Here is a 19,756-nt window from a genome sequence, read left to right on the forward strand (position 1 = left end):
GGTTAGACCGGGTATCAGGCGATAAATAGATAGCGGTTCGGTGCCATGGCAAATGATGTCAGCGCAGCTTTGGCGCGTAAACTTGTGGTTGGGCAAGCTGATGCCGAGGATAAACCTCGCCCTATCCTGCGAGCTCTGCGGTTGGCATTGGCTCGGGCAGCAATTGAAACCATTCAGCTGCCACTGTCCGTCATCGGGGCCAAACAAACCACCAAGCCCTCGGACGCGCTAAGCCAGTCTCTGACCGATGCTTGGTTGCTGCTCGCGTTTACCAACAAAGACGAACGGACAGCTGCGGTCTGTCTGGACACCAGCTGTGTTTCAGCGATCCTGCAAATGCAGACCATAGGCGAAATACTATCAGGCTCGCCCCCGGATCGTGTATTCACCGATACGGATGCGGCCATGGTTGCACCACTCATTGAAAGTGTGTTGACCCAGGTTCCGGATCTAATTGACGCTCCGGCCGATAGTGAATGCTTCGTCGGATACGAATTCTTGTCCCGAGCTGAAGATGTTCGATCGCTGTCCCTTGCGCTTGTCGAGGATGAGTATCGTGTCTTCGACCTGACCGTTGATCTCGGGGTTGGAGTTCGTCAGGGCCAGCTAAGTATGTTCATACCGGAAAAGCCTGCAATTGTACCCGAAGAAGAGGCAGCGCCTGCCGAGGTCGGGCCTGTTCTGGAAATGGCAACGGGTGTGATGAGGGCTGAACTGAACGCAGTTATGTGTCGTTTGTCGTTGCCCCTTTCTGATCTTTCAGATCTGGACGTGGGCAATGTTCTTCCTCTGACCGGAGCGAGACTGGATCGCATCGACGTTTTGACCATCGAGCGAAAACGCGCAGCTGTCGGACGCCTTGGGCAATGCGGCGGGATGCGGGCAATTCGTGTGAACGAGGAATTAGGCATTCCAGTGATTGTCGGGCCAGATGCGCCTGAATTCATTGAAAGCAGAACCAGACAAGCACAGCCCGACGTGAGAGAGGCTGATCAGCCCGAGATGACAGTGCTAGACCCGTTGGGCGCAAGCGCTTTGCTGCCAATGGATCACAACCCGCTCTCCTCGAATCCGGACGAGATCGCGGCTGAGATTTCGCAGTTGGCTGGGTTGACCGATCTTCAGGACGATCAGGACCAGAAATTCTGATCAGGTGTTCGAATTGCGAATCTGATCAAGGGCAGGGCGCAGGCCTTCCAGCGCGTATCCGGCCTTGCTGGTCGCGTCGAGAATATCGTCGGTGCTCATCCTGTCGCACTGACCCAAAGCCCAGACAACGGAACAGCGGGTACCCGAGGCGCAATAAGCCAACACCGGTCCCGCGCAGCTTTCAGCCAGATCGCGTTGCAAGGCGACGTTTTCGGCAGTCATGGTCTGATGCGTGAGCTCTAGGACTTCGTACTCCATGCCCGCTGCGCGAACGGCATCGCCGATCGCATCCGATTGCATGTCCGACGGGACCTCTACGTTGGGACGGTTGCAGATCACCTTGGCAAAACCTGCCTCGGCGATGGCTTGCACGTCTTCCACCGTGATCTGGGGTGAGACGGCATAGCGGGGGGTAATCTGACGAATCTCCATGGCAAATCCTTAGGTCGCGTTTGCAATCCTGTCCAGTTGTGCGCCGACTTTAGGAGCCGCAAACATGCCTGCCATCATGGCAACGAGAAAGACCAGCCCTCCAAACCCGCCATAACTGAGCGAGGCCATTGCCGGACCGGGGCACAAACCTGCTAATCCCCAGCCCATGCCAAACAGCACGGATCCGACGATCAGCCGCCTGTCCAACTCGGGTTTGGGCGGCACTGGAAAGTTGCCGCCAGACAGTGGTTTCCTGCTTTGCGTTAGGCGCCAGGCAATCAGCATAGGTAGGATTGCACCACCCATCACAAAAGCGAGTGTTGGGTCCCAGTTGCCAAACACATCCAGCCAGCCCTGAACCTTGGTCGTGTCAGTCATCCCTGAAACCAATAAGCCAGTACCAAAAAGCGATCCGGCAATAAGCGCGATCAGAACACGCATCAGATTAGCCCCCAGACATGGCGGAACAAGACAAGCGTGATCCCACCGGCCAGAATGTAAAACACGGTAGCAACCATACCGCGTAGCGAGAATCTTGATATGCCACAGACACCATGCCCCGAGGTGCATCCATTCGCGATACGCGTGCCAATGCCGACCAGCAAACCGGCGATAATCACCACCGCCAGATCGCTGGTCAAATGGGTTGCTGCCTGTGGTGCGATTAAGGGCTTCAGTAGCAATGGTATGACGATCACACCGGCAATGAAAGCCAGCCGTTCCTTCGCTTCGCTTTTGCCACTGCCGTCAACCAGCCCGCCGAGAATGCCGCTTGCACCCATAATGCGTCCATTCCCCAGCAAATAAACCGCTGCGCCAAGTCCAATCAGCAGACCGCCAATCAAACCCCATATCCATTCCGGATTCATGCTGAGATGTCTCCTTATCTAAGGCCGTAGGTGCATCAAATTTTGTTGATGGGCAGCTTCAGGAAAACATCGCCTTCCTCATCGGCAGGGGGCATTTGACCAGCGCGCATGTTGACTTGTAGCGAAGGCAGGATCAGTCGTGGCATGCCCAATGTTGCATCGCGGGCATCGCGCATCTCGGTAAACTCTTCGATGCTGCGTCCCTGGCCGATGTGAACATTCAATGCTTTCTGCTCACCAACGGTGGTTTCCCACGCGTACTCATCCCGCCCCGGTGCCTTGTAGTCATGTCCGACATAGATCCGGGTTCCGTCCGGCAGCGATAAGATCTTTTGGATCGATTCATACAGCATTGCCGAAGAACCACCCGGGAAGTCACATCTGGCGGTTCCAAAGTCTGGCATGAAGAGAGTGTCTCCTACAAAGGCCGCATCACCCAGAACATAGGTCAGACAGGCCGGAGTGTGCCCCGGAGTGTGCAGGACATCGCCCCGCATCTGGCCAATGTGAAAGCTGTCTCCTTCAGAGAACAGCGCATCAAACTGGCTGCCATCGCGCTGGAATTCCGTACCTTCGTTAAACACTTTGCCAAAGGTATCCTGCACAACGACAATATTCTTACCGATGCCGATTTTCCCGCCAAGTTTTTGCTGAAGATAGGGTGCTGCTGACAAATGGTCGGCATGCACATGGCTTTCGAGTATCCATTCGACCTTGAGGTTATTTGCGGTCACATACTCGATGATCTGATCGGCAGATCCTGTGTCCGTGCGACCCGAGGCATGGTCAAAATCCAACACGCTGTCGATGATTGCGCAGGCCGCGCCTTCGGGTTCCTGAACCACGTAAGACACCGTGTTTGTCTGCTCGTCAAAAAAGGCCTTTACGATTGGTGTCACGTGCTCCTCCTGTGCTTCTTGCTTTTCATATAGTGATAGCGGAATGTGACACAACTGCCAATTCACGACTTGATGTCTGTCAAGGCAGCCAAAGTTAAATCCGCGTAATAAGTATGCATCCTGCGGAGCCTCGCCCGAAATCGCAAAATAGCTGAGCGGATTTCCGCAGGCATTCATTAAGTCTCAAGTTGGTCTTAATGCCGTTACCTATATCTGGCAGACTGGTGCTAAGTGGGAGGATGCGAAATGACTGCACAAGATCTCTACACAGAAGTCGAGCGGCTTGAAAAAAAGCTTAACGGCGCATGTCTGGACACCCGGTTGGCCCTTCAACCGAATGTCAGCAGAATAGTCGATCAGATGCGGGCGAAACGTATGCAGATACCGTCACGCCTGCGCAGGCTGGACGCGGCTTTGTTTGAAGACGCGGTTGAAGCGCGCTTTGACAACATGCCGGTCTGACCGGTTGGTCATCCAAAGGATATCCCGAGGATGACCATCATCAGTCCGATGACGGATAAAAACAGTGATGCAAGGTTCCAGGGCAGTACAGCCTGAACCGCTGCGCGCAATTCATCATCCGACAGGCCTGCCTTGCGCGCTTTCATCACGCGCAGGATACACCATACCAGTCCAAGCATTCCGGCCAATGACAGGGCAGCTCCGCCCCAGATGATGATGTCGAACATAGCTTTCCACATATGTCTCTTGTTTCACGACCGCGCTTAGCGGATCACCGCTGCTGGCACAAGCCTGACAGCCCAAAGTGCGCTTGCGGCCAGAGCGGCAGCAATGTATCCGGCTTACTGCCCGAAACCTTGCGGATTATTTTAGCCTTTGGGAGAGACGCATATGGAAGACATCACCGAAGATCAGGCCGCCGCCAACTATCGAGTCACAGCAGGCGAACTGCGCCAGTTCATCGAACGGTTCGAGCGTCTGGAAGCCGAAAAGAAGGACATCGCGGAACAGCAAAAGGAAGTGATGGCCGAGGCGAAAGCCCGCGGTTACGACACCAAGGTGATGCGTAAGGTGGTTGCTCTGAGAAAGCGCGACAAAGACGATATCGCCGAAGAAGAAGCGGTTCTGGAAATGTATAAGGAAGCGCTGGGCATGTAAGCCTTGCCGAGGAGGTCTCAAAGCGCCTCCTCGGGCTTCGAAAGAACAGTTGGCACGCATTGGTGATGTGCCAGATTTACCAAGCACCACTCGGACACGGCGGCCATTGCATCGCCGTTTCCGATTGGTGGGATCAATTTCCCCCATACTTGCTCGAGATCGACTTGCAACGCCAGAACGCCCTGTGACGCAACTTCAGGCTTTCTTCACCTTGCCAGGCCGGTTGATCTGGGGTGGCGAATCAATTCGCTTGTGTTGCTCAGGCTATAACCGCGGATGTTCACGCGATGTCGGGCAGTCGGCCCATAGCGCCTAAGGCACGTCTCTCGCATGACCGCGCATTTCCCTGCTCACATTAGGTGCCATAAATGCACAAGTAGCCCTTCTGACCGGTAGCTGGTTGCACGGCTGACACCAGAAAATTCTGTCTACAGCAAGATCAGGTTAAATTGGGGCTTGCGGTCTCTTCCCATAGTGATTAATCGGACGCCAGCGCCCCTATAGCTCAGCTGGTAGAGCAACTGATTTGTAATCAGTAGGTCCGCGGTTCGAGTCCGTGTGGGGGCACCACTTCAAATCATTGAATATAAACGTATTTTTCGATAGCGCCGAGATCGGCTGTCGCGAATTTTCAAACGTTTTTCAAACGCTGCTGTGATTTGCGCGCCGCCATGTTTAAACGGGCTCTCGACTCACCCACTGTTGCCAAGTTCGCGCCAAAGTCCTGCCACATATGGAAAATAGCGTCCTCGCTAAAGGGGGCGTGATCGCTGAAACACGTTGCAGACATAGAGCCAGTAACGCAAAGGGCATACACTCTGCCTCTAGAGGAGTCGCAAGACGAACTCCTGTCCTTTGAGCCGCCCATTGAGCCTCAAGAGTGGCACGCTTTGCCGGAACGATTCCTTGCAGGCATCGAACGTGCTTCAATGTTCATCGGCAGTGCAAAAGGGCGCAGTCCTAAGTGGTCGAAAGTCGAGTATGCCCACGTGCTCGACGGCAAAGTGATTGCCACGAACAATGTCACAATCGTCGAACACGACATTGGCGGTTGCGATCTTGCCTGCGCGCTGACGGTTAAGCAGTGCCGAGTTATCAAAGCGTTTGGCGCGACACCGACTCATGCGGCAGTTAGTGGCGATTCCTCTCTTGAGCGAAACCTCGACCTCAAATGGGATAACGGCAACCGCCTCTCACTTAGCCATACGCGCGACCCTTCATCTGAACTTTCCGATCTGTTCGGTTATTATGATTGGGACGGTTTCGCCCCAGTTGATGAAGATTGGCGAGCGCAGGTTGTCGGTCACTTTTCCTTCAAACCCCTTCTGGGCAACGATGGACTGCTGACAGTATATCCAGATCGCATCGCCGGAGGTATCTTCGATAGCCGCCCAGACACTGAACTCCGCATCGAAACTCATTCGGGGCGCGAGGTTGCGTTCGGGCAGGCGACCTTCCTGAACGCCCTGAAAGTCGCATCTGAAATCAAATTCGTCCACGAAGGTGACCACTCGCGCTTGCTGTTCAAGAGTGAGAATGTCCGCGGCATTGTAGCTTCCAGGCACCGAGTGCAGTCATGAGGACAGCAGCAGACGGATTGTTCTTCCACCCAGACGGGATATCAGCAGGCGATGTGCTCAAGCGCATGGCCGAGGGGACCACCAATTACCACCTTGATGACCCGTTCATGCCCGCTATCGATGAGACGGAGCGGGAAGTTGCGAAACTGAATGAACAGATTTTTCGCGCGGAAGAGCGGCTGTTTGTCTTGCAACAAAAGAAGCTTCGCGCCGAGCAACGTCTTGAGGCTCAGCAAGCCGCAAAAGAGCGTTTTGCGGAGACCGGAGAAATAGCAGCGGAGTTGCTGCCTTCCGTGGAGGCTCTCGCCGAAGCTGAGGCGGCTGAACAGCGGAACGAGATCAAAAAGTCCGAAACTGAGAAGTTTCTACTACCCGCTGAATTGAAAGATGCAGGTTGGACCGACGATCCGATCCGCGTCACCGAAACAGAGATCATTGTTACGATCCGAAAACGCCGAACCGACGAACCCGTCGATGTCGAGAAAACGGAAAAACGGATCGCAAAAGTCGTTGAGAATGCCATGCAACCGTTCTGCGTGGATGACTCTCTTTACCGGCGTGTCCTGCGTGAACGCATAGCAAGACGCCCACAGCAACCAAAGGGGCCGCCTGATGACTGAAATCGCGACCGAGGATGACCTGTGGAAACTGTTTTCAAAGAAGCCAAAACATCACCGCGACAAGGGTGAGGGGTTCATTCTCTGGGAAGCACTGAGCCAGGTGCTTAACGCTAAATCCTTCGGAGACGGCAAGAGCCTTCTCGAAGTGAATGATGAAGAACGCTTTTACTTGGTTGCAAGCAGTCAAGCATCCGCAGTCGTGCGCCAATGCGACCTGCGTAGCGTTGGTCGTGCGTTCAAAAGTAACGTGGGGGAAACCATGGTCGGGTACCTAGGTTCTGACCAAAGGGAGTCGTAATGGTGCGAACGCGCCAGATCACCTCAAGTCATTAGTTGGCGTAATCTCGGGCAAACGTTTTAACTTCCAAATGTTCACTTTATGTTCTACTGTAAGGCATGAGCCTTCACATCTACCATAGCGTGCATCTGAAACATCAAATCAGGACGTGCATGTCTAAAAAGTTTTTTGAAGAGCGTGGAGACCAGTCAGTTGTCAAAGCGCGTATTGTGCAGAAGTATTTTGTCGCGTGGGCAAACATTGTTGTCGGTACTGCCAAGCGATGGGGAGAAGGTAAGATAGCGTATATCGACCTTTATGCTGGCCCCGGAAGATACAAAGATGGAGCTGCATCTACCCCTCTGCTTATCCTCGAAAAAGCAATCGAAAGTGACAGAATTCGAGACGCCCTTGTCGCTTTGTTTAACGACGTAGATGAGAATAACTCGAATACTTTGTCGAATGAAATCGCTGCTTTGCCGGGTATCGAGAAACTGAAGCACAAGCCCGTCGTAAACTGCAATGAGGTAGGCAAGGACGCTGAGGATTATTTTTCTCAGACCGAGATAATACCCTCATTCACGTTTTTTGACCCGTTTGGATACAAAGGTCTGTCGCTGCGGTTGGTCAATGGCGTGATAAAGGACTGGGGTTGCGATTGCGTCTTTTTCTTCAACTACAATCGCATCAACGCTGGTATTTCCAACCCGATGGTGAAGCCGCACATGGACGCATTGTTCGGCGAGGAACGCGCAAACTTGCTGCGGGATAAAGTCAATGGAGCTAACGCTGCACTTAGGCAAGAGATGGTTCTTGAGGAACTGTCCAACGCACTGATGGAAATGGGAGGAAAGTTCGTGCTACCGTTTCGCTTTAAGAACGAGGAGGGGCGATTGACGCATCACCTTGTTTTTGTCTCCAAGGACTTCAAAGGTTATGAAGTTATGAAAGAGATAATGGCGAAAGAAAGCTCGACCGAGGATCAGGGCGTTGCCTCTTTTGCCTATTCGCCGGCTGATGAGACAATGCCGTTTCTGTTCGAGTTTCAGCGGCCACTTGATGATCTTGCGACAATGCTACCTGAGGATTTTAGCGGGCGTACCTTGTCTATGCGCGATATCTACCGTGAGCACAGCGTCGGGCGCCCTTACCTCAGCCGTCATTACAAAGGTGTGCTCTCAAAACTCGCAGATGAAGGAAAAATTGAAGTTGTCGATCCCGAGGGGAAAAAGCGCAAAAAAGGCACCTTTGCGGATAGGTTGCTCGTGACCTTTTAAGGAGGCGATTGCTGATGGGTACTAATTCAAAGATTGAATGGACAGAGGCGACTTGGAATCCGGTTGCAGGTTGCAGCATTATTTCTCCCGGCTGCACCAATTGCTATGCGATGCGCATGGCCAAGCGGCTCGACTCAATGGGCCAAGAGAAATACAGGGGCCTTACTCGTCAATCTGGTGGACGCCCAAAGTGGAACGGCAAAATGCGGTTGGACGAAGCATCCCTTGAGATCCCTTACGCGTGGAAGCAAGGCAAGATGATCTTTGTGAACTCTATGTCCGACCTTTTTCACGAGGGTGTTCCGTTGGAATTCGTGAAACAGGTCTTTAAGGTTATGCGAGACTGTAGTCACCATACATTCCAAGTGCTTACGAAGCGTTCGGATCGTCTAAGCGAACTTTCATCAATGCTCGAATGGTCACCAAACATTTGGATGGGTGTCAGTGTTGAAAACTCCGACTACACATTCAGAATAGATGACCTTCGGAAGTGCGATGCTCACGTGAAGTTTCTTTCGTTGGAACCGCTGATAGGTGACGTAGGACGAATGAACCTTCAGGGCATCGACTGGGCCATTGCGGGGGGCGAAAGTGGGCCCGGGGCACGATACATGGACCCGGCGTGGGTTCGGTCGATTAGAGATCAATGTGTCCAGCGTGGTGTTGCTTTCCATTTCAAGCAATGGGGTGGCGTGAACAAGAAGAAAACAGGACGAGTTCTAGACGGTCGCACTTGGGATGAATGGCCAACGCGAGCAGTGGCCTAGTCGGGTACTTCAATTTTCCTCTGCGAACTAACTCCACCCACGCAACGTACTGACAAGGATTTTCTGCGGCTTTAGGTACTGGGACGCGAATGCGCCAACGATCAAGGCGATGCCGAGATCGCCGTGTCCGGCTGCTGACCGTGACTGAGTAATGATCTGATTACCTGCCGCCGTTGTCTGCACCGAGAATGAGGCGAGATCAGTTTCGATCTCGTCGCGCAATGGCAGGTCGTGAGCAAACTTGATGTCGCCGGAGGCGAACAGCACGGCGAGGTTTTCGATCATGAAGGTTTTGCCCGCGTTGACATAGCGAGAACTCTTTTTCGTCCAATCTTGTCCGCCCGTCATCTGTACCGCGTTGTGGCGGACGCCTTGGTCCCAAAGCATGTCCGATACGACCCGACCAATCGACGTGCCGTCGATCACGAGTTCCGACTTGCCGCCGAAGGGCGGGGCGTTGCGCACCTTGATCAGGTGGTCGACCACATCGACATAAGAAATACCACGAAACCGATCCGCATAGACAACTGTCCGTTGCCGCGGCCCAACGATCACCTTGCCGCTGTCCACAATCGGCAGCGCCTCGTCTTTGATTACGACGACTGCCGAATAGTCATTCGCTTGTCCAAGGTCAGCTGCTACCCAATAGGTCGAAAATCCGGTCACACGCTCGATTGCGGGGTCATTGTTCGTTTCGTTGATTACGCGCCCGTCTGGCATGTAGGTCAGGTTTAGAGCTTCGGACATACTGCGCCCTCCTTGCTTGTTGCTTGTTCAATGATTGAAAGATCGAAATACGCCTGACCGTCGGCCAACATTTCGACCAAGATTTCCTGCCGAAACTTCGTCGCGGATAGCGTGCGGCGCATCCGTTCGACCTTCTCGGCCAACCTCGGAATGTCCGTCCCGCGCACGACGATGCGGTGGATGCCGTCGCCGGGTTTTGCGTCGAGGAACAGCCGCGCGAAGTAGTTGTTTTTGCCAGCAGGTGTGCTGCTGAAATACACCTGCCCATCCTGCGTCAGCATCGGCAGCACAGACGAGATCAGGTCTTCGCCGCCGCCCTCACCTTGCAGGAAGGCGCATTCGTCGATGATCAGCAGAGACACCGATGGATACCCTCGGATCGTGTCCGACGTGGAGGGCAGTGCGACAACGCGGGCACCATTCGACATTTCGAGTTCAGTCAGGGTCGATCTCGTGATGACCAAATCCGTGCGCCGAAGCTGCTGCCCGATTTCGCGGGCGATGATCTTTGCCTGCCGCTCAGCCGGGGCAACGCAGATGGTTAGTGACTCAGGGACGTGCAATTCTTCGACCGCGCGTGCGGCAAGAACGGATGTCTTGCCCGCCTGCCGACCGACGCGCAGCGCAATCTCGGACGACTGCGTTGTGAACGCCTCGATTTGCCACGGATCGGGATTATGCCCAATCCAATGGGCAAGGCGTGCTGATGGGTTCAGATCGCGTTCGAGGCCAACGCACCAGTCATGTAGGGCGTCAAATGGCATCGCCGTTCTCCTGACTGACAGACAAAACATGGTGCCGCATCCGCCGTAGAAACGGCTCACGGGCGTCGGGCACCTCGTCGCAGACATCACGGATGATTTGCTTGAGCGTGACCCATTCAGGTGACTCAGAAAGCGTGACCGACACTGAAAGATCAGTTGCCATCTTGCCGTGCATGGTGGCGATGTCCCGCAACACCTTGCGCAACCCTTCCATCGCGGCGAGCGCAAACCCGTCATCCTCGTTTTCCTCGGCCTTGGTGATGAGCCGTTCGACCCGCCGCGCCAATGACTCATAGGTTCGAGAAACATCCATCCGTTCTTCATTCAGGATTTCGGTGTCCGCTTCGACTTTCTCAATTCGCGTATCGGCCAAGATCGCCCGCACCATTTCCTCCGTGATGTGATCCTTGCGGTATCGGGTGATCGTTTCAGGCGACAAACCGATCCGGCGCGCGACAGCCGCCTTTGACATGCCTCCGGGCATGCCGTGTTCCCCAAGAACGATCTGCTTGATGATTGTCTTCTTCTCGGGGTGAATGTTGATCGTGTTGGGGCGACCGCTGCCCTTGTTGCCAGCCATTTCAGGACTCACCTTGAACTTCGGTTGAGGCAGGCAACGGTTCGCCCGTATCGTCGCCATACCAACGGATGCGGGCGCGGAGCGCCGCCCATTCCTCAACGGAGACATCGACCAGATGATCATGAACGCGATTTGCGAACTGTTCCCCCACGCCCGACCGCAGGAGGTCGTTGCGCAACTCTCCAAACCTGACGCCGCCAAGATGGAGCTTCATCATCTGGGCAAGCGTTGTGATAACCGCATCAAGCGAGTTGTTTGACGGGTCGAACCGACCAATGGAATCAACCATGACGCACGCGCCATCCGGTGTGACGTAGGCATGATCCAAGCCAAGCGCGACGTGGACCGCATATTGCAGGCAGGCGCGATCAGTCGGCGTCATGGGAATTCTCCATCAACGCAAACTTCGTCTGCATGTGTTGGGGCAGTTCGTCCGGCTGGTCCCATGAGACGGGCGTAAACCCGTCCTCGCGCAGCTTCCGATACTGCGCCCGGAATTCAGACGATCCCAACACATCGCGGCGCACATAGGCGCGGCGCGTATCCTCGTCTTTGATGACGGTGGTGCGCGATGTTGCGGTGTCGGGGCGGCCACGGTGGTGCGCATCTTCGGGCGCATCCGGGTCGATGATTTGCAATGTCGCCCCCGCTTTCTCAGCAGCCGCTTTGGCCTCACGATACTTATGTGGATCACGCGCCTCTGCGCGCGTCAGACTGTGGGTCGGGCGTGTTCCCTTGGGATACCAATTGCCGTCAGAACTCCGCTCTAAGCCGAGCTTCTCCATCTCAGCGTCTGTCTTGCCGTCAGGTTTGGCGGTCAGCTTGCGCTGGAGGTCTTTCTTTTCATCCAAGATGCGGGTGTTGAAGTTGTGCAGGCCGTCGAGGCGTTTCGCCTGATCCGTCACCGTGGTGGTGAGGGTTTCGACCTGCTTGATGAGGGCTTGCAATGCAGCCGTGGTGTCGTCCGTCACGATCTTGTCCTTTCCAAAATGAGCGCGACGCTTTGGTGGGCGTCGCGCTCATCCGAATTGGATTAGACAGGAACGTCGCACACCGTTGCGTTCACGTTCGAATTTAATGGGGCTGCCTCACATCTCCGACCGGCAGAATTAGGTGGAAGGGGTTGTTTGGGCGGGTTTTTTAGGTACCGCCAACGCGCGCGAATTATCTCGACGGCCTGTGCGTGACGGGTCCTAATCGCTGGAGTGCAGTCCGGTGAGATCGGAAAGTCGTCGCCTTCCATCATGGCGCGAATGCGCTCGGCCAAAACATCGCCGTCCCAGCCAATCAAGCTACAAAGGTGGTTGCGATGCCGCGCGAGCGTACCTGTCCGATCCGTTAGGAAAGACATGGCCTGATCTTGGTCGGCGCGTGCCGTAAAGGATGCGGTGGCACCTGTCCGAACGGTCATGAACAGATCACGGTATGCCTGCATTATGATTGCCGTCACGAGGGCCGCTTCGGGCGTCTGTGGGCAGTTGCTAAGTATCATGCCCTGAGTTGTGAAACCACGTCGGTGATGCGCTGCCATGGGATCATGAACGTCCCATCTCCGACCTTCACGACGCAACCACGGTCATTGGTCAGCACGGCGTAAGTGTCGCGGTGCACGTTGCCTTGCCCGACGTTCAGTGTCGCGGCGATGTCGTCAGCCAGGTCGATGCCTTTGGGCACCTTGAGATCGAAGGTCGAGGCGTTGTTGCTGCCTTCAATCGTAACGGTGTCGTACTTGTCGATTGTCGCGCGCAGGGTCAGGTAATGTGCAGGCATTCGGAACCTCTCTGTGTTGAGCGCGCACCCGGCAGGCAAGGCCGAAAGGAGGCAGCCCACTGGGTCACCGAGTGCGCGCGAGTGCAGCGCATTTTCATTGGCACGCCGCAAACCCAGCGATGATTGTGTAACACCTCGCTATAGGGCGATGTTCCGAAGAAAAAGGTAGAGCGGTGGGAGATTTAGGTGGCGCAAGCGGCTAAGCTCATAGTACACGCATTTGGAGAGTTCGATCATTAAATCATAGGTTCAGAATGATTATTTTTGCGCGAGGCACAGCGACTATTCAACACGCCGAAACCTCGGAGCAATTTGAAATTTATGATGACGAATTGGACTGGGAGCCTGTGGGTGGAAGCGAACGAGGTATGGGCCCGGAAACGATCTACCAAGCATTAGTAGATCATGATGAACTGGGTGAACTGCGCTGGACTGTTTCAGAATACCCAGTCGGGTCGGAAGGCTTCAAAGAAACAAACGTGGGCAAACACCGACTGATCAAAGACTTTGACTACGGTCTTGAACCTGAACCTGAGTTTGACGAAGAGGATCCCGGGGATCTGCGTGATCGGTTCAAAGAAAACCCAGCTTGGACCGCCGCGCTCACCAAAGCTGCGATAGTGGAGAAATTGGTCGATTGGTTTCACTACCTCTACGAAGATCCGGCGAACGAGACGCCATACAACAGTCGAGAAGGTGGGTACCTCTATATTAAAGGGGGGCCGTATAACGCTGAGGAAGAGCTGCGCGACAATTTTGAAGATGTGGTTCCCGAGGATGCGATACTAGAAGCAGTCGATGAAATCCAAAGCGACGGAACGTTCGATTGGGCTCCCTCGCCTCGACACCAAGCGAGTATCGACTTTTACGAAGATGCGGTCGCCGACGATTATGACGAGGAGGACATGGAGTTCGAGGAACTTCGGGAAATTGCCTCAAACACGCGACCTTCGGGTCTTGGAAGTGAAGAGGAACAAACCGCCCGTAGCGATATTCTCGAACAAATCGCGGCCCTAAGGGAGGAAATGCCCAAGCCTCCTTCACATGGCGGAATGGGGCACAATCAGCCGCCCGAAGAGTTTGAACTTCAGGGCGATGAACTCGAGACAGCCACTCAAAGCCTAGAAAAAATTGAGAAGGAGCTAAAGTCCGACGCGCCGAATGTAGAAGCCGTGGCCGAGAAGGCTTCCTTTCTCAAGAAAGCGGTGGGTTGGGTGGCAGGGAAGCTGGACAAAACCGTCGACGAATTTTGCAAGTCGTTTGGTTCAACCCTTGGAAAAGCCGCAGGAGTTGCTGTCCTAGCCGCATTGCCGTATTGGGAGAAACTCGCGTTGTTACTAGGCAGTCTCAAAGACTGGCTTCTTCTTGCTCTGGGAATCTGACTCTGGCTGTGAACTTAGATCGAATGCTTGGTCGCACTGAGAAAGCAGTTGAATAGTGAAATTTGCTATACTTGATGGGCAGCGAGTTGAGCCCGCCCCAAAGCTCAAAGCAAGTTGCCCTTTCTGCGATAGCGTGGTTGTCGCCAAGTGTGGGAAGGTGCGCGTTTGGCATTGGGCCCACAAATCCACCAAGCACTGTGATCACTGGTGGGAGCCAGAGAAAGAATGGCACAGACAGTGGAAAAATCAGTTCCCAAATGACTGGCAAGAAATTGGACGACGCGACGACAACGGTGAGCTTCACATTGCCGATGTTCTAACCCCGCAGGGGCTTGCACTAGAGTTTCAGCATTCAGCAATTTCTCGAGAAGAAGTTGAGATCAGAACAGCTTTCCACAACGACATTTGCTGGATCGTTGATGGTTTAAGGCTGGAAAGTAGCATCAAACAATTCATGGAAGCTTTGAAGCACGCCGGAACGCCAAATTCCAGTGGAGCCGAGGTATACGAACTTTACTACTACGACTCTCGCTTCCTTAAGAAATGGGCCGGTTTGAATGCTCCTGTTGTGTTTGACTTTGGAATTGATGAACTCTGGGTAATTGGTCGAAGTTTGGAAAACTCTGCGTTGATGTACACGCTCAAGAGATCCTTCATGGTCGAACAGTTTAAGCTAGGAAAACGTCCACCTCCCGTTCAAATTCGTGCACCCCAGTACAGAAGATCATACGGGAGGCGCGGAGTCGGCAGGCGCTTTTGAGCATCTGACCGATTTTCCTGGGTTTGCGTAATGGTCAACGATTTTTTGCTCGCCAATTCACCCGTGTGTGAAAAAGCGTTTGAAACTTCAGGATCACCATAGCGAAACCACTTGCTGCCATGACGCCTCTATGGGCAGTCCTACTGATATGGCATCAGTAGGGTAGGAGTTTTCGGGCCAGTTGCGACCATCTCGCAACAAGCGGGCGGAGATTGCGACAGGAGGTAGGCAGGGCACAGAGCGTTGCCGCGCACCGATGGTGTTACAGAATGCCCGATGGTGTCGATGGTGCACCCATGGTGCAGCGGTTTTGTACTGGCAGATCAAGTGCGTAACACCATGTGCACCATGTGCACCATCAGTTTTATGCACGCGCGTGAAAGTCACTATTCCGACACCACTGCCATTTACGAACAAATACGCTGATCCAATGGTGTCGATGGTGCACATGGTGTCACCATCTTGAAAACCAAGCACAATCCGCCTGCACCATGCCCGCACCATGTGCACCATCACTCAGCGACGGTGCGTTCAACCCGCCAAAACGTCCCACGGCCCGTGGTATGTTTCGACAACTTCAAGGCAACCATCCGACCTGTTTCCGCCTCGAACTCGAACACGCGCCCGTTGAACCTGTTCAAGAACGCCCCCATCGCCTTCCGCTCGTCTTTGAACCCGAAGTCGAAGTCGATGTTCAGCGCCCGAATGAGATCAACCACGTCACCCGCCCGAACCGCTTTCGTCCAATCGGTACGACGTACGGGTTCGCCATACTCGTTCCGATCTCCCGACGGATCGACACGCCCACGGTGCGCCCGATCCATTGCGATGAACAATTCTCGTGCAACTTCTTCCTCAGGGTCTTCGGGGCGACGTTCCGCAGGAGTCGCGAGAAACCCGCCCACGCCAATTGCATCGAACAATCCCGACATTTTTGCCGCCCATGCTTCATAAGATGCCTTCGAACCCGCGCCCGACGGCATCCCAAGATTGACCCAATACTGAATGATCGTCAGGGCCGCGCGAACCTGATCTGCCTGATGCTCCCGCACCCACGACTTCAAATCCTTGATGCGGAATTGCGCCACGTCCCGATCCTCGGGGTTGGCCATCTTCGCATCCATGCGGATGTCCGCCGTGCGACGGAACAACTCGCCCGACAATTCGGTGTTGTTGCCCGAGCCGACCCACTGAACCTGCACAGGCACGCTAAGCATCTTTGATACGCCCAAGATGCGGGCGGCATAAACCTCAGCCGTCAGCACAGACGCAAACGATGCTGAGTTCAGAGTGTTGGCATTGTCGAAGTAGACGCACCGAATGCCCTCGACGAAACATGCCGTGAGGGTCTTCTTCATTTCGTCGTCTGAGCGCGGCGGTGTTTGGGCATCGGGCCACTTCCCGAGCGTCGGGAACAGCGATGTTTCGATGAACAGTGATGCCCCCGTTCCTGCCGCAGGTTTATTGATGAAGTAGAGCGGCGTCGGCCCAAACATATCCCGCATGTAGGGTTCGAGCATCATGGCGAGGGCATGAACTTTGTCCGACTTGTCCTCAAACGGAAACTGCGAGATCGGCGTCCATAGCTGTCTCAATGCCGACCAAACCTGTTGACGAGTTGGCTCCGTCGGCACATCAACCGACACTTGCAGGTCAAGGAAGATCCCTGATGCTTCGTCAAAGCCGTTTTCGTTCAAGAGGCGGCCGTCGCTTGTGAAAGTCGGAACGATGGAAACCTGTTTGAGCGTCGGTACGGTCACATCACGGCGACGTGCGCATAGCATGTCCTCAACAACGTTGGGGGGAGCCGACACTGGCTTCCATTTGTTGTCGTCTTGAGCAAGCCACGTCGTGCAACGGTTCAGTTCGAATTTCAGGGCGGAACCATCGAGCAACTGCATCCGCCCGTCATCTACGCGAGAGAGCGCGTCTCCGTAGGCGTAGACGCCTGGATCACCATCGACGCGATACTCGGCAAGTGCATCCCATGCCTGCTTTGACACTTCGGCTACTTGAGCGGACAGAAATACGGCGGACCCTGTGCCCTTTGGATTGCGCTTCTTCCAACCGAACCAAACGGCAATCTCCTGCATCCATTCAATCGGGATACCCAAGATATTTGCCGCCTTCGGAATGCCCGCAACTTTTCGGCCTGCTTCAAGGCGCCTGAGGGTGCGTCTCGCTTTGTTTGCCCGCATCTCGACTTCGGTATCGCCTGTCAGTTGACACAGGTAGGTCATGAACTGTGCAATCTGATCTTCCGACCATTCCGCGCGCACCATGCAACCTGTCAGAGCCAAGGCGAGTTCGTCCCTCATCCCTTCACCGGGATAAAACCGCGTCAACACGGCTATCCCTGCATAAATCCCAAACGCTTGTACGAGCGCATCAGCAGGTCGTTCTTGCGGAACGATTTCATTGAACCATTGCAGCTCATCCCCATCGGGGTGGATGCTGCTCGGAATCATCGCCTGATACGCCTCACCTTGTGCGGATGTTCGAAGTTCGCAGACAGTGTAGGCATGTTCACCTGTAAGGGTTGGTGCGCCTGTTACATTGGGCAATCTGAACGTCACAGGCTCTTTCAGATCGGCGCGGTAAACGAGATGAGTGACCTCACCGTGGCGCCCCCATGCCGTCGTGTCATATTGGCCGTCCGTTGCGAGACACCGAAGTTCAGGCCAATCAAGATCGACATCCACCATGCCCTGTTCAATAACGATGCCAACTTGCCGCTTGAGGTCGTCGAGCGTGTATTTGTTTTCGCCCCACTTATCGTGCAGTGGTCGCTTCTGTTTGTCTTTCAGGGGTATCAGGCGATACCCCGCGTCCATGAGTTTTTTGTCCATACCAATTCAGGTTGGACCCGCATCATCGGTTTAGCGTCGCCACGATCCCGTATATAAACGAGTTATTCCATCGACTTCGCGGTAACACCAAACCAATGGGGCGGGTCTTATGCCTGCCCCACTTTTTTCGATTGTGCCCATGCGATAACGTCGTCTCGGTCATACCGAACCGTTCTCTCCGACCAGTACATTGCGGGCGGGCTGTCTCCTGCCTGTTTCCGCATGTAGAATTGCCCTTCGGAAATTCCGAGGAATTCACATACCTGCGGTGTGGTCATGATTTTGGGCGTTGTGAGCTCCAACTCCAACGCTTCGATACGCTCCTCGAGCGCGCGGATTGTTTGTACGGACATCGGCAACCAACCTCTCTGTCTGTCCCAATTCGAACAGTCGGGTTTCAGTTGCTACCGGCGACAATTTTCCCCTCAGCTTCGGGGGCATCGTCGCACGCATCACCAAAGCATATGCTGTTGCCCCCATCATGGGCGCGGCATTGACTGCCGCTGACGTTTCCGTCGGCGAAGATCAACGTAGTCAAACAGCCACGCTGCATCAACCGACGAAATTAGGTGTTGTTTTGATGTGTTCACACATGACCGTTTCGACCATGTTTGGCGCTGACGTTCCAACGCGGGCCGTGTACTTCATCAGCATTTTTCCGTCGCCCTGTGTCGCCTTGTCACCGCGCAGGTAGTGCATGACGTGGTCAGGCAGAAGCGCCTCGTTGCACGCCTCTTGAAAAAACTTGCGCGTGTCGTGGGGGCGGATAACGGCGACACGCTTGCCTTCGACCGTCGCTTTGAGTGTGTCGAGGCCGTGGCCACCGCCGATGTATCCCGTCACTGAGTTGGCTGGGAACACCCACTCGCTATCCGAGTGTCGAACAGCCAGCAGAGCGTTTGTCGCTATGTCCCCGATTGGCAATGCGCGGTTTCGCACACCCGATTTGAGCTTTGGAAACACCAACTCTTTGCGTTGAAGGTCGACGAAGCCGTGCCTGCCGTCCGCTTCCCAACGAAGTGAACAAACGTCTTCTGAGCGAATGCCGGTGAACAACATCAGCAACCAAGCAGTGCCGAGGATGATGTTTTGTTCTCGTTTCTCCCAAATTGCTTTCCAAACAGTTGAGAGGTCATCGGGATCAAGGTCGCGATGAATATCGCACAGGTCGTACCAAATTGGCGGGCGTTCATTTGCTTTCGGAACAGTGACACCCTCAGCTGGGTTGCGAATGCTCAACCTATTGAAAGCGGAAGACAGCGCGACCCTGATGTGGCGCTTTGTGGCTGCTGAGTTGTTGCCGCGTCCTGTGTCGATGGCGTTGATGACTTTCTGGATCATGATGGTCGATACGTCGGTCGGCGACTTGTCGAGTATTTCTGATGCCCAACGTTCGAGTTTGCCTGTCATGTCTGCTTGATGCCGATCCGACATTTGGCTCGAAGCACAATGGTGCATCCACGCGTCGCGCACCGTTTTGATATCCGCCGACGCGCCATCCTTGTGCATCTCGCCAAGCGCTTTGATCTTTGCGAATGCCTGCGCTGCCGTTGTGTCTGGGAAGGTGGCTTTTAATGCCTTTTGCTGTGACCGCCCATTCAACCGACCTTTGAAATACCAAGAGGCGCGGGTTTTGCCGACGCCTAAGTAAAGGCAGGGGTATTTGTCGCCATCATGGGCATACCAAGTGGTGCCCACCTCGGGCTTGTTTCCTGCAACCTTACGCACTTGCGGAATGCTGTCGAAATTGATCGTCGGGGTCATGTTGGGCTCCGTTTTCAAACGTTTTTTCAAACGCTCGACAACGCTTACATGGACTTTCCTGAGCTGTAAACCGACTGATTATCGTTTTAAAAATCGCATAAACTACTGAAATATATATTAAAATGAACCAACCTGAACTATCTGTAAAAAT

Annotated in this window: 25 protein-coding genes and 1 tRNA gene; 11 read left to right on the forward strand and 15 right to left on the reverse strand. The window is 54.3% G+C overall.

Features of this window, described 5'->3' with window-relative positions:
- Positions 1-45: 45 nt before the first annotated feature.
- On the forward strand, positions 46-1,149 hold the full coding sequence (locus tag ACR0CW_RS00905; protein ID WP_480786501.1) for a FliM/FliN family flagellar motor switch protein: 1,104 nt from the start codon (positions 46-48) through the stop codon (positions 1,147-1,149).
- Here ACR0CW_RS00905 and ACR0CW_RS00910 read toward each other — a convergent pair whose 3' ends face one another.
- Genes ACR0CW_RS00910 through ACR0CW_RS00925 form a run of 4 tightly spaced genes read right to left on the reverse strand, consistent with a single transcriptional unit; the run spans position 1,150 to position 3,349 of the window.
- Entirely contained in the window at positions 1,150-1,581 is a 432-nt protein-coding gene (locus ACR0CW_RS00910) for a protein tyrosine phosphatase family protein (protein ID WP_155144912.1), read from the reverse strand.
- 9 nt (positions 1,582-1,590) lie between these two features.
- Entirely contained in the window at positions 1,591-2,022 is a 432-nt protein-coding gene (locus ACR0CW_RS00915; RefSeq protein ID WP_480786502.1) for a DUF6691 family protein, read from the reverse strand.
- Positions 2,022-2,450, reverse strand: coding sequence for a YeeE/YedE family protein (locus tag ACR0CW_RS00920; RefSeq protein WP_480786503.1), 429 nt, complete (start codon positions 2,448-2,450; stop codon positions 2,022-2,024). The genes ACR0CW_RS00915 and ACR0CW_RS00920 overlap by 1 nt, the downstream gene beginning before the upstream one ends.
- A gap of 35 nt (positions 2,451-2,485) precedes the next feature.
- The gene (locus ACR0CW_RS00925) at positions 2,486-3,349 is read right to left on the reverse strand and encodes an MBL fold metallo-hydrolase (protein ID WP_480786504.1); all 864 of its coding nucleotides are present in this window, start codon (positions 3,347-3,349) and stop codon (positions 2,486-2,488) included.
- 246 nt (positions 3,350-3,595) lie between these two features.
- Between ACR0CW_RS00925 and ACR0CW_RS00930 the strand changes: the two genes are divergently transcribed.
- Positions 3,596-3,811 carry a hypothetical protein gene (locus ACR0CW_RS00930; protein WP_155144906.1) on the forward strand — a complete coding sequence of 72 codons (216 nt, stop codon included), beginning with the start codon at positions 3,596-3,598 and terminating at the stop codon, positions 3,809-3,811.
- Between the two features lie 8 nt (positions 3,812-3,819).
- Here ACR0CW_RS00930 and ACR0CW_RS00935 read toward each other — a convergent pair whose 3' ends face one another.
- Entirely contained in the window at positions 3,820-4,038 is a 219-nt protein-coding gene (locus tag ACR0CW_RS00935) for a hypothetical protein (protein WP_155144905.1), read from the reverse strand.
- 163 nt (positions 4,039-4,201) lie between these two features.
- On the opposite strand from ACR0CW_RS00935, the gene ACR0CW_RS00940 reads away from it, so the two are divergent.
- The 7 genes from ACR0CW_RS00940 to ACR0CW_RS00970 all read left to right on the forward strand — a co-directional run bounded on the left by ACR0CW_RS00940 (position 4,202) and on the right by ACR0CW_RS00970 (position 8,989).
- Positions 4,202-4,468: a DUF2312 domain-containing protein gene (locus ACR0CW_RS00940; RefSeq protein ID WP_155144903.1), complete on the forward strand. Its 267-nt coding sequence runs from the start codon at positions 4,202-4,204 to the stop codon at positions 4,466-4,468.
- A 494-nt stretch (positions 4,469-4,962) separates the two neighbouring features.
- A tRNA-Thr gene (locus tag ACR0CW_RS00945) sits at positions 4,963-5,038 on the forward strand.
- 320 nt (positions 5,039-5,358) lie between these two features.
- Entirely contained in the window at positions 5,359-6,048 is a 690-nt protein-coding gene (locus ACR0CW_RS00950; protein ID WP_480786505.1) for a hypothetical protein, read from the forward strand.
- Entirely contained in the window at positions 6,045-6,668 is a 624-nt protein-coding gene (locus ACR0CW_RS00955; protein WP_480786506.1) for a hypothetical protein, read from the forward strand. The genes ACR0CW_RS00950 and ACR0CW_RS00955 overlap by 4 nt, the downstream gene beginning before the upstream one ends.
- The gene (locus tag ACR0CW_RS00960; protein WP_480786507.1) at positions 6,661-6,966 is read left to right on the forward strand and encodes a hypothetical protein; all 306 of its coding nucleotides are present in this window, start codon (positions 6,661-6,663) and stop codon (positions 6,964-6,966) included. Before ACR0CW_RS00955 ends, ACR0CW_RS00960 begins: the two co-directional genes overlap by 8 nt.
- 98 nt (positions 6,967-7,064) lie before the next feature.
- Positions 7,065-8,222, forward strand: a complete 1,158-nt coding sequence (locus tag ACR0CW_RS00965) for a three-Cys-motif partner protein TcmP (protein WP_480786508.1) — start codon at positions 7,065-7,067, stop codon at positions 8,220-8,222.
- A 14-nt stretch (positions 8,223-8,236) separates the two neighbouring features.
- Entirely contained in the window at positions 8,237-8,989 is a 753-nt protein-coding gene (locus tag ACR0CW_RS00970) for a DUF5131 family protein (RefSeq protein WP_480786509.1), read from the forward strand.
- 27 nt (positions 8,990-9,016) lie between these two features.
- Here the strand turns inward: ACR0CW_RS00970 and ACR0CW_RS00975 are convergent, their stop codons facing one another.
- The 7 genes from ACR0CW_RS00975 to ACR0CW_RS01005 form a co-directional block, all read right to left on the reverse strand.
- A complete protein-coding gene (locus tag ACR0CW_RS00975) occupies positions 9,017-9,736 on the reverse strand; it encodes a hypothetical protein (protein ID WP_480786510.1) in 720 nt (239 codons plus the stop codon).
- Entirely contained in the window at positions 9,721-10,500 is a 780-nt protein-coding gene (locus tag ACR0CW_RS00980) for a terminase large subunit domain-containing protein (RefSeq protein ID WP_480786511.1), read from the reverse strand. Before ACR0CW_RS00980 ends, ACR0CW_RS00975 begins: the two co-directional genes overlap by 16 nt.
- Positions 10,490-11,080: a hypothetical protein gene (locus tag ACR0CW_RS00985; protein WP_480786512.1), complete on the reverse strand. Its 591-nt coding sequence runs from the start codon at positions 11,078-11,080 to the stop codon at positions 10,490-10,492. The genes ACR0CW_RS00980 and ACR0CW_RS00985 overlap by 11 nt, the downstream gene beginning before the upstream one ends.
- Before the next feature lies 1 nt (position 11,081).
- Positions 11,082-11,462, reverse strand: a complete 381-nt coding sequence (locus tag ACR0CW_RS00990) for a hypothetical protein (RefSeq protein ID WP_480786513.1) — start codon at positions 11,460-11,462, stop codon at positions 11,082-11,084.
- Positions 11,449-12,051 (reverse strand): hypothetical protein, encoded by a 603-nt coding sequence (locus ACR0CW_RS00995; RefSeq protein ID WP_480786514.1) that lies wholly within the window; start codon positions 12,049-12,051, stop codon positions 11,449-11,451. The genes ACR0CW_RS00990 and ACR0CW_RS00995 overlap by 14 nt, the downstream gene beginning before the upstream one ends.
- Before the next feature lie 62 nt (positions 12,052-12,113).
- Positions 12,114-12,572, reverse strand: a complete 459-nt coding sequence (locus tag ACR0CW_RS01000) for a hypothetical protein (protein ID WP_480786515.1) — start codon at positions 12,570-12,572, stop codon at positions 12,114-12,116.
- Complete coding sequence (locus tag ACR0CW_RS01005) at positions 12,569-12,850, reverse strand: hypothetical protein (RefSeq protein WP_480786516.1); 282 nt, start codon at positions 12,848-12,850, stop codon at positions 12,569-12,571. Before ACR0CW_RS01005 ends, ACR0CW_RS01000 begins: the two co-directional genes overlap by 4 nt.
- A gap of 254 nt (positions 12,851-13,104) precedes the next feature.
- On the opposite strand from ACR0CW_RS01005, the gene ACR0CW_RS01010 reads away from it, so the two are divergent.
- Together ACR0CW_RS01010 and ACR0CW_RS01015 are read left to right on the forward strand one after the other, a co-directional pair.
- Positions 13,105-14,232: a hypothetical protein gene (locus tag ACR0CW_RS01010; protein ID WP_480786517.1), complete on the forward strand. Its 1,128-nt coding sequence runs from the start codon at positions 13,105-13,107 to the stop codon at positions 14,230-14,232.
- A 55-nt stretch (positions 14,233-14,287) separates the two neighbouring features.
- On the forward strand, positions 14,288-14,992 hold the full coding sequence (locus ACR0CW_RS01015; protein ID WP_480786518.1) for a competence protein CoiA: 705 nt from the start codon (positions 14,288-14,290) through the stop codon (positions 14,990-14,992).
- A gap of 512 nt (positions 14,993-15,504) precedes the next feature.
- Here ACR0CW_RS01015 and ACR0CW_RS01020 read toward each other — a convergent pair.
- From ACR0CW_RS01020 to ACR0CW_RS01030, 3 genes are all read right to left on the reverse strand, one after another.
- Complete coding sequence (locus ACR0CW_RS01020) at positions 15,505-17,841, reverse strand: bifunctional DNA primase/polymerase (RefSeq protein WP_480786519.1); 2,337 nt, start codon at positions 17,839-17,841, stop codon at positions 15,505-15,507.
- A gap of 107 nt (positions 17,842-17,948) precedes the next feature.
- Positions 17,949-18,194 (reverse strand): helix-turn-helix transcriptional regulator, encoded by a 246-nt coding sequence (locus ACR0CW_RS01025; RefSeq protein ID WP_480786520.1) that lies wholly within the window; start codon positions 18,192-18,194, stop codon positions 17,949-17,951.
- A 199-nt stretch (positions 18,195-18,393) separates the two neighbouring features.
- Positions 18,394-19,605 (reverse strand): tyrosine-type recombinase/integrase, encoded by a 1,212-nt coding sequence (locus tag ACR0CW_RS01030; RefSeq protein ID WP_480786521.1) that lies wholly within the window; start codon positions 19,603-19,605, stop codon positions 18,394-18,396.
- Positions 19,606-19,756 lie beyond the last annotated feature (151 nt).

This window comes from Ruegeria sp. CH6 (genome assembly GCF_056537005.1).

What these genes read in the sequence shown, in the direction of transcription:
- ACR0CW_RS00940 (WP_155144903.1), top strand. Translation starts at nt 4,202, where the DNA reads ATGGAAGACATCACCGAAGATCAGGCCGCCGCCAACTATCGAGTCACA.
- ACR0CW_RS00970 (WP_480786509.1), top strand. Translation starts at nt 8,237, where the DNA reads ATGGGTACTAATTCAAAGATTGAATGGACAGAGGCGACTTGGAATCCG.
- ACR0CW_RS01010 (WP_480786517.1), top strand. Translation starts at nt 13,105, where the DNA reads ATGATTATTTTTGCGCGAGGCACAGCGACTATTCAACACGCCGAAACC.
- ACR0CW_RS01000 (WP_480786515.1), bottom strand. Translation starts at nt 12,572, where the DNA reads ATGATACTTAGCAACTGCCCACAGACGCCCGAAGCGGCCCTCGTGACG.
- ACR0CW_RS00935 (WP_155144905.1), bottom strand. Translation starts at nt 4,038, where the DNA reads ATGTTCGACATCATCATCTGGGGCGGAGCTGCCCTGTCATTGGCCGGA.
- ACR0CW_RS00960 (WP_480786507.1), top strand. Translation starts at nt 6,661, where the DNA reads ATGACTGAAATCGCGACCGAGGATGACCTGTGGAAACTGTTTTCAAAG.
- ACR0CW_RS01005 (WP_480786516.1), bottom strand. Translation starts at nt 12,850, where the DNA reads ATGCCTGCACATTACCTGACCCTGCGCGCGACAATCGACAAGTACGAC.
- ACR0CW_RS01020 (WP_480786519.1), bottom strand. Translation starts at nt 17,841, where the DNA reads ATGGACAAAAAACTCATGGACGCGGGGTATCGCCTGATACCCCTGAAA.
- ACR0CW_RS00915 (WP_480786502.1), bottom strand. Translation starts at nt 2,022, where the DNA reads ATGCGTGTTCTGATCGCGCTTATTGCCGGATCGCTTTTTGGTACTGGC.
- ACR0CW_RS01025 (WP_480786520.1), bottom strand. Translation starts at nt 18,194, where the DNA reads ATGTCCGTACAAACAATCCGCGCGCTCGAGGAGCGTATCGAAGCGTTG.
- ACR0CW_RS00905 (WP_480786501.1), top strand. Translation starts at nt 46, where the DNA reads ATGGCAAATGATGTCAGCGCAGCTTTGGCGCGTAAACTTGTGGTTGGG.
- ACR0CW_RS01030 (WP_480786521.1), bottom strand. Translation starts at nt 19,605, where the DNA reads ATGACCCCGACGATCAATTTCGACAGCATTCCGCAAGTGCGTAAGGTT.
- ACR0CW_RS00920 (WP_480786503.1), bottom strand. Translation starts at nt 2,450, where the DNA reads ATGAATCCGGAATGGATATGGGGTTTGATTGGCGGTCTGCTGATTGGA.
- ACR0CW_RS00910 (WP_155144912.1), bottom strand. Translation starts at nt 1,581, where the DNA reads ATGGAGATTCGTCAGATTACCCCCCGCTATGCCGTCTCACCCCAGATC.
- ACR0CW_RS00985 (WP_480786512.1), bottom strand. Translation starts at nt 11,080, where the DNA reads ATGGCTGGCAACAAGGGCAGCGGTCGCCCCAACACGATCAACATTCAC.
- ACR0CW_RS00965 (WP_480786508.1), top strand. Translation starts at nt 7,065, where the DNA reads ATGAGCCTTCACATCTACCATAGCGTGCATCTGAAACATCAAATCAGG.
- ACR0CW_RS00990 (WP_480786513.1), bottom strand. Translation starts at nt 11,462, where the DNA reads ATGACGCCGACTGATCGCGCCTGCCTGCAATATGCGGTCCACGTCGCG.
- ACR0CW_RS00980 (WP_480786511.1), bottom strand. Translation starts at nt 10,500, where the DNA reads ATGCCATTTGACGCCCTACATGACTGGTGCGTTGGCCTCGAACGCGAT.
- ACR0CW_RS00930 (WP_155144906.1), top strand. Translation starts at nt 3,596, where the DNA reads ATGACTGCACAAGATCTCTACACAGAAGTCGAGCGGCTTGAAAAAAAG.
- ACR0CW_RS00975 (WP_480786510.1), bottom strand. Translation starts at nt 9,736, where the DNA reads ATGTCCGAAGCTCTAAACCTGACCTACATGCCAGACGGGCGCGTAATC.
- ACR0CW_RS00955 (WP_480786506.1), top strand. Translation starts at nt 6,045, where the DNA reads ATGAGGACAGCAGCAGACGGATTGTTCTTCCACCCAGACGGGATATCA.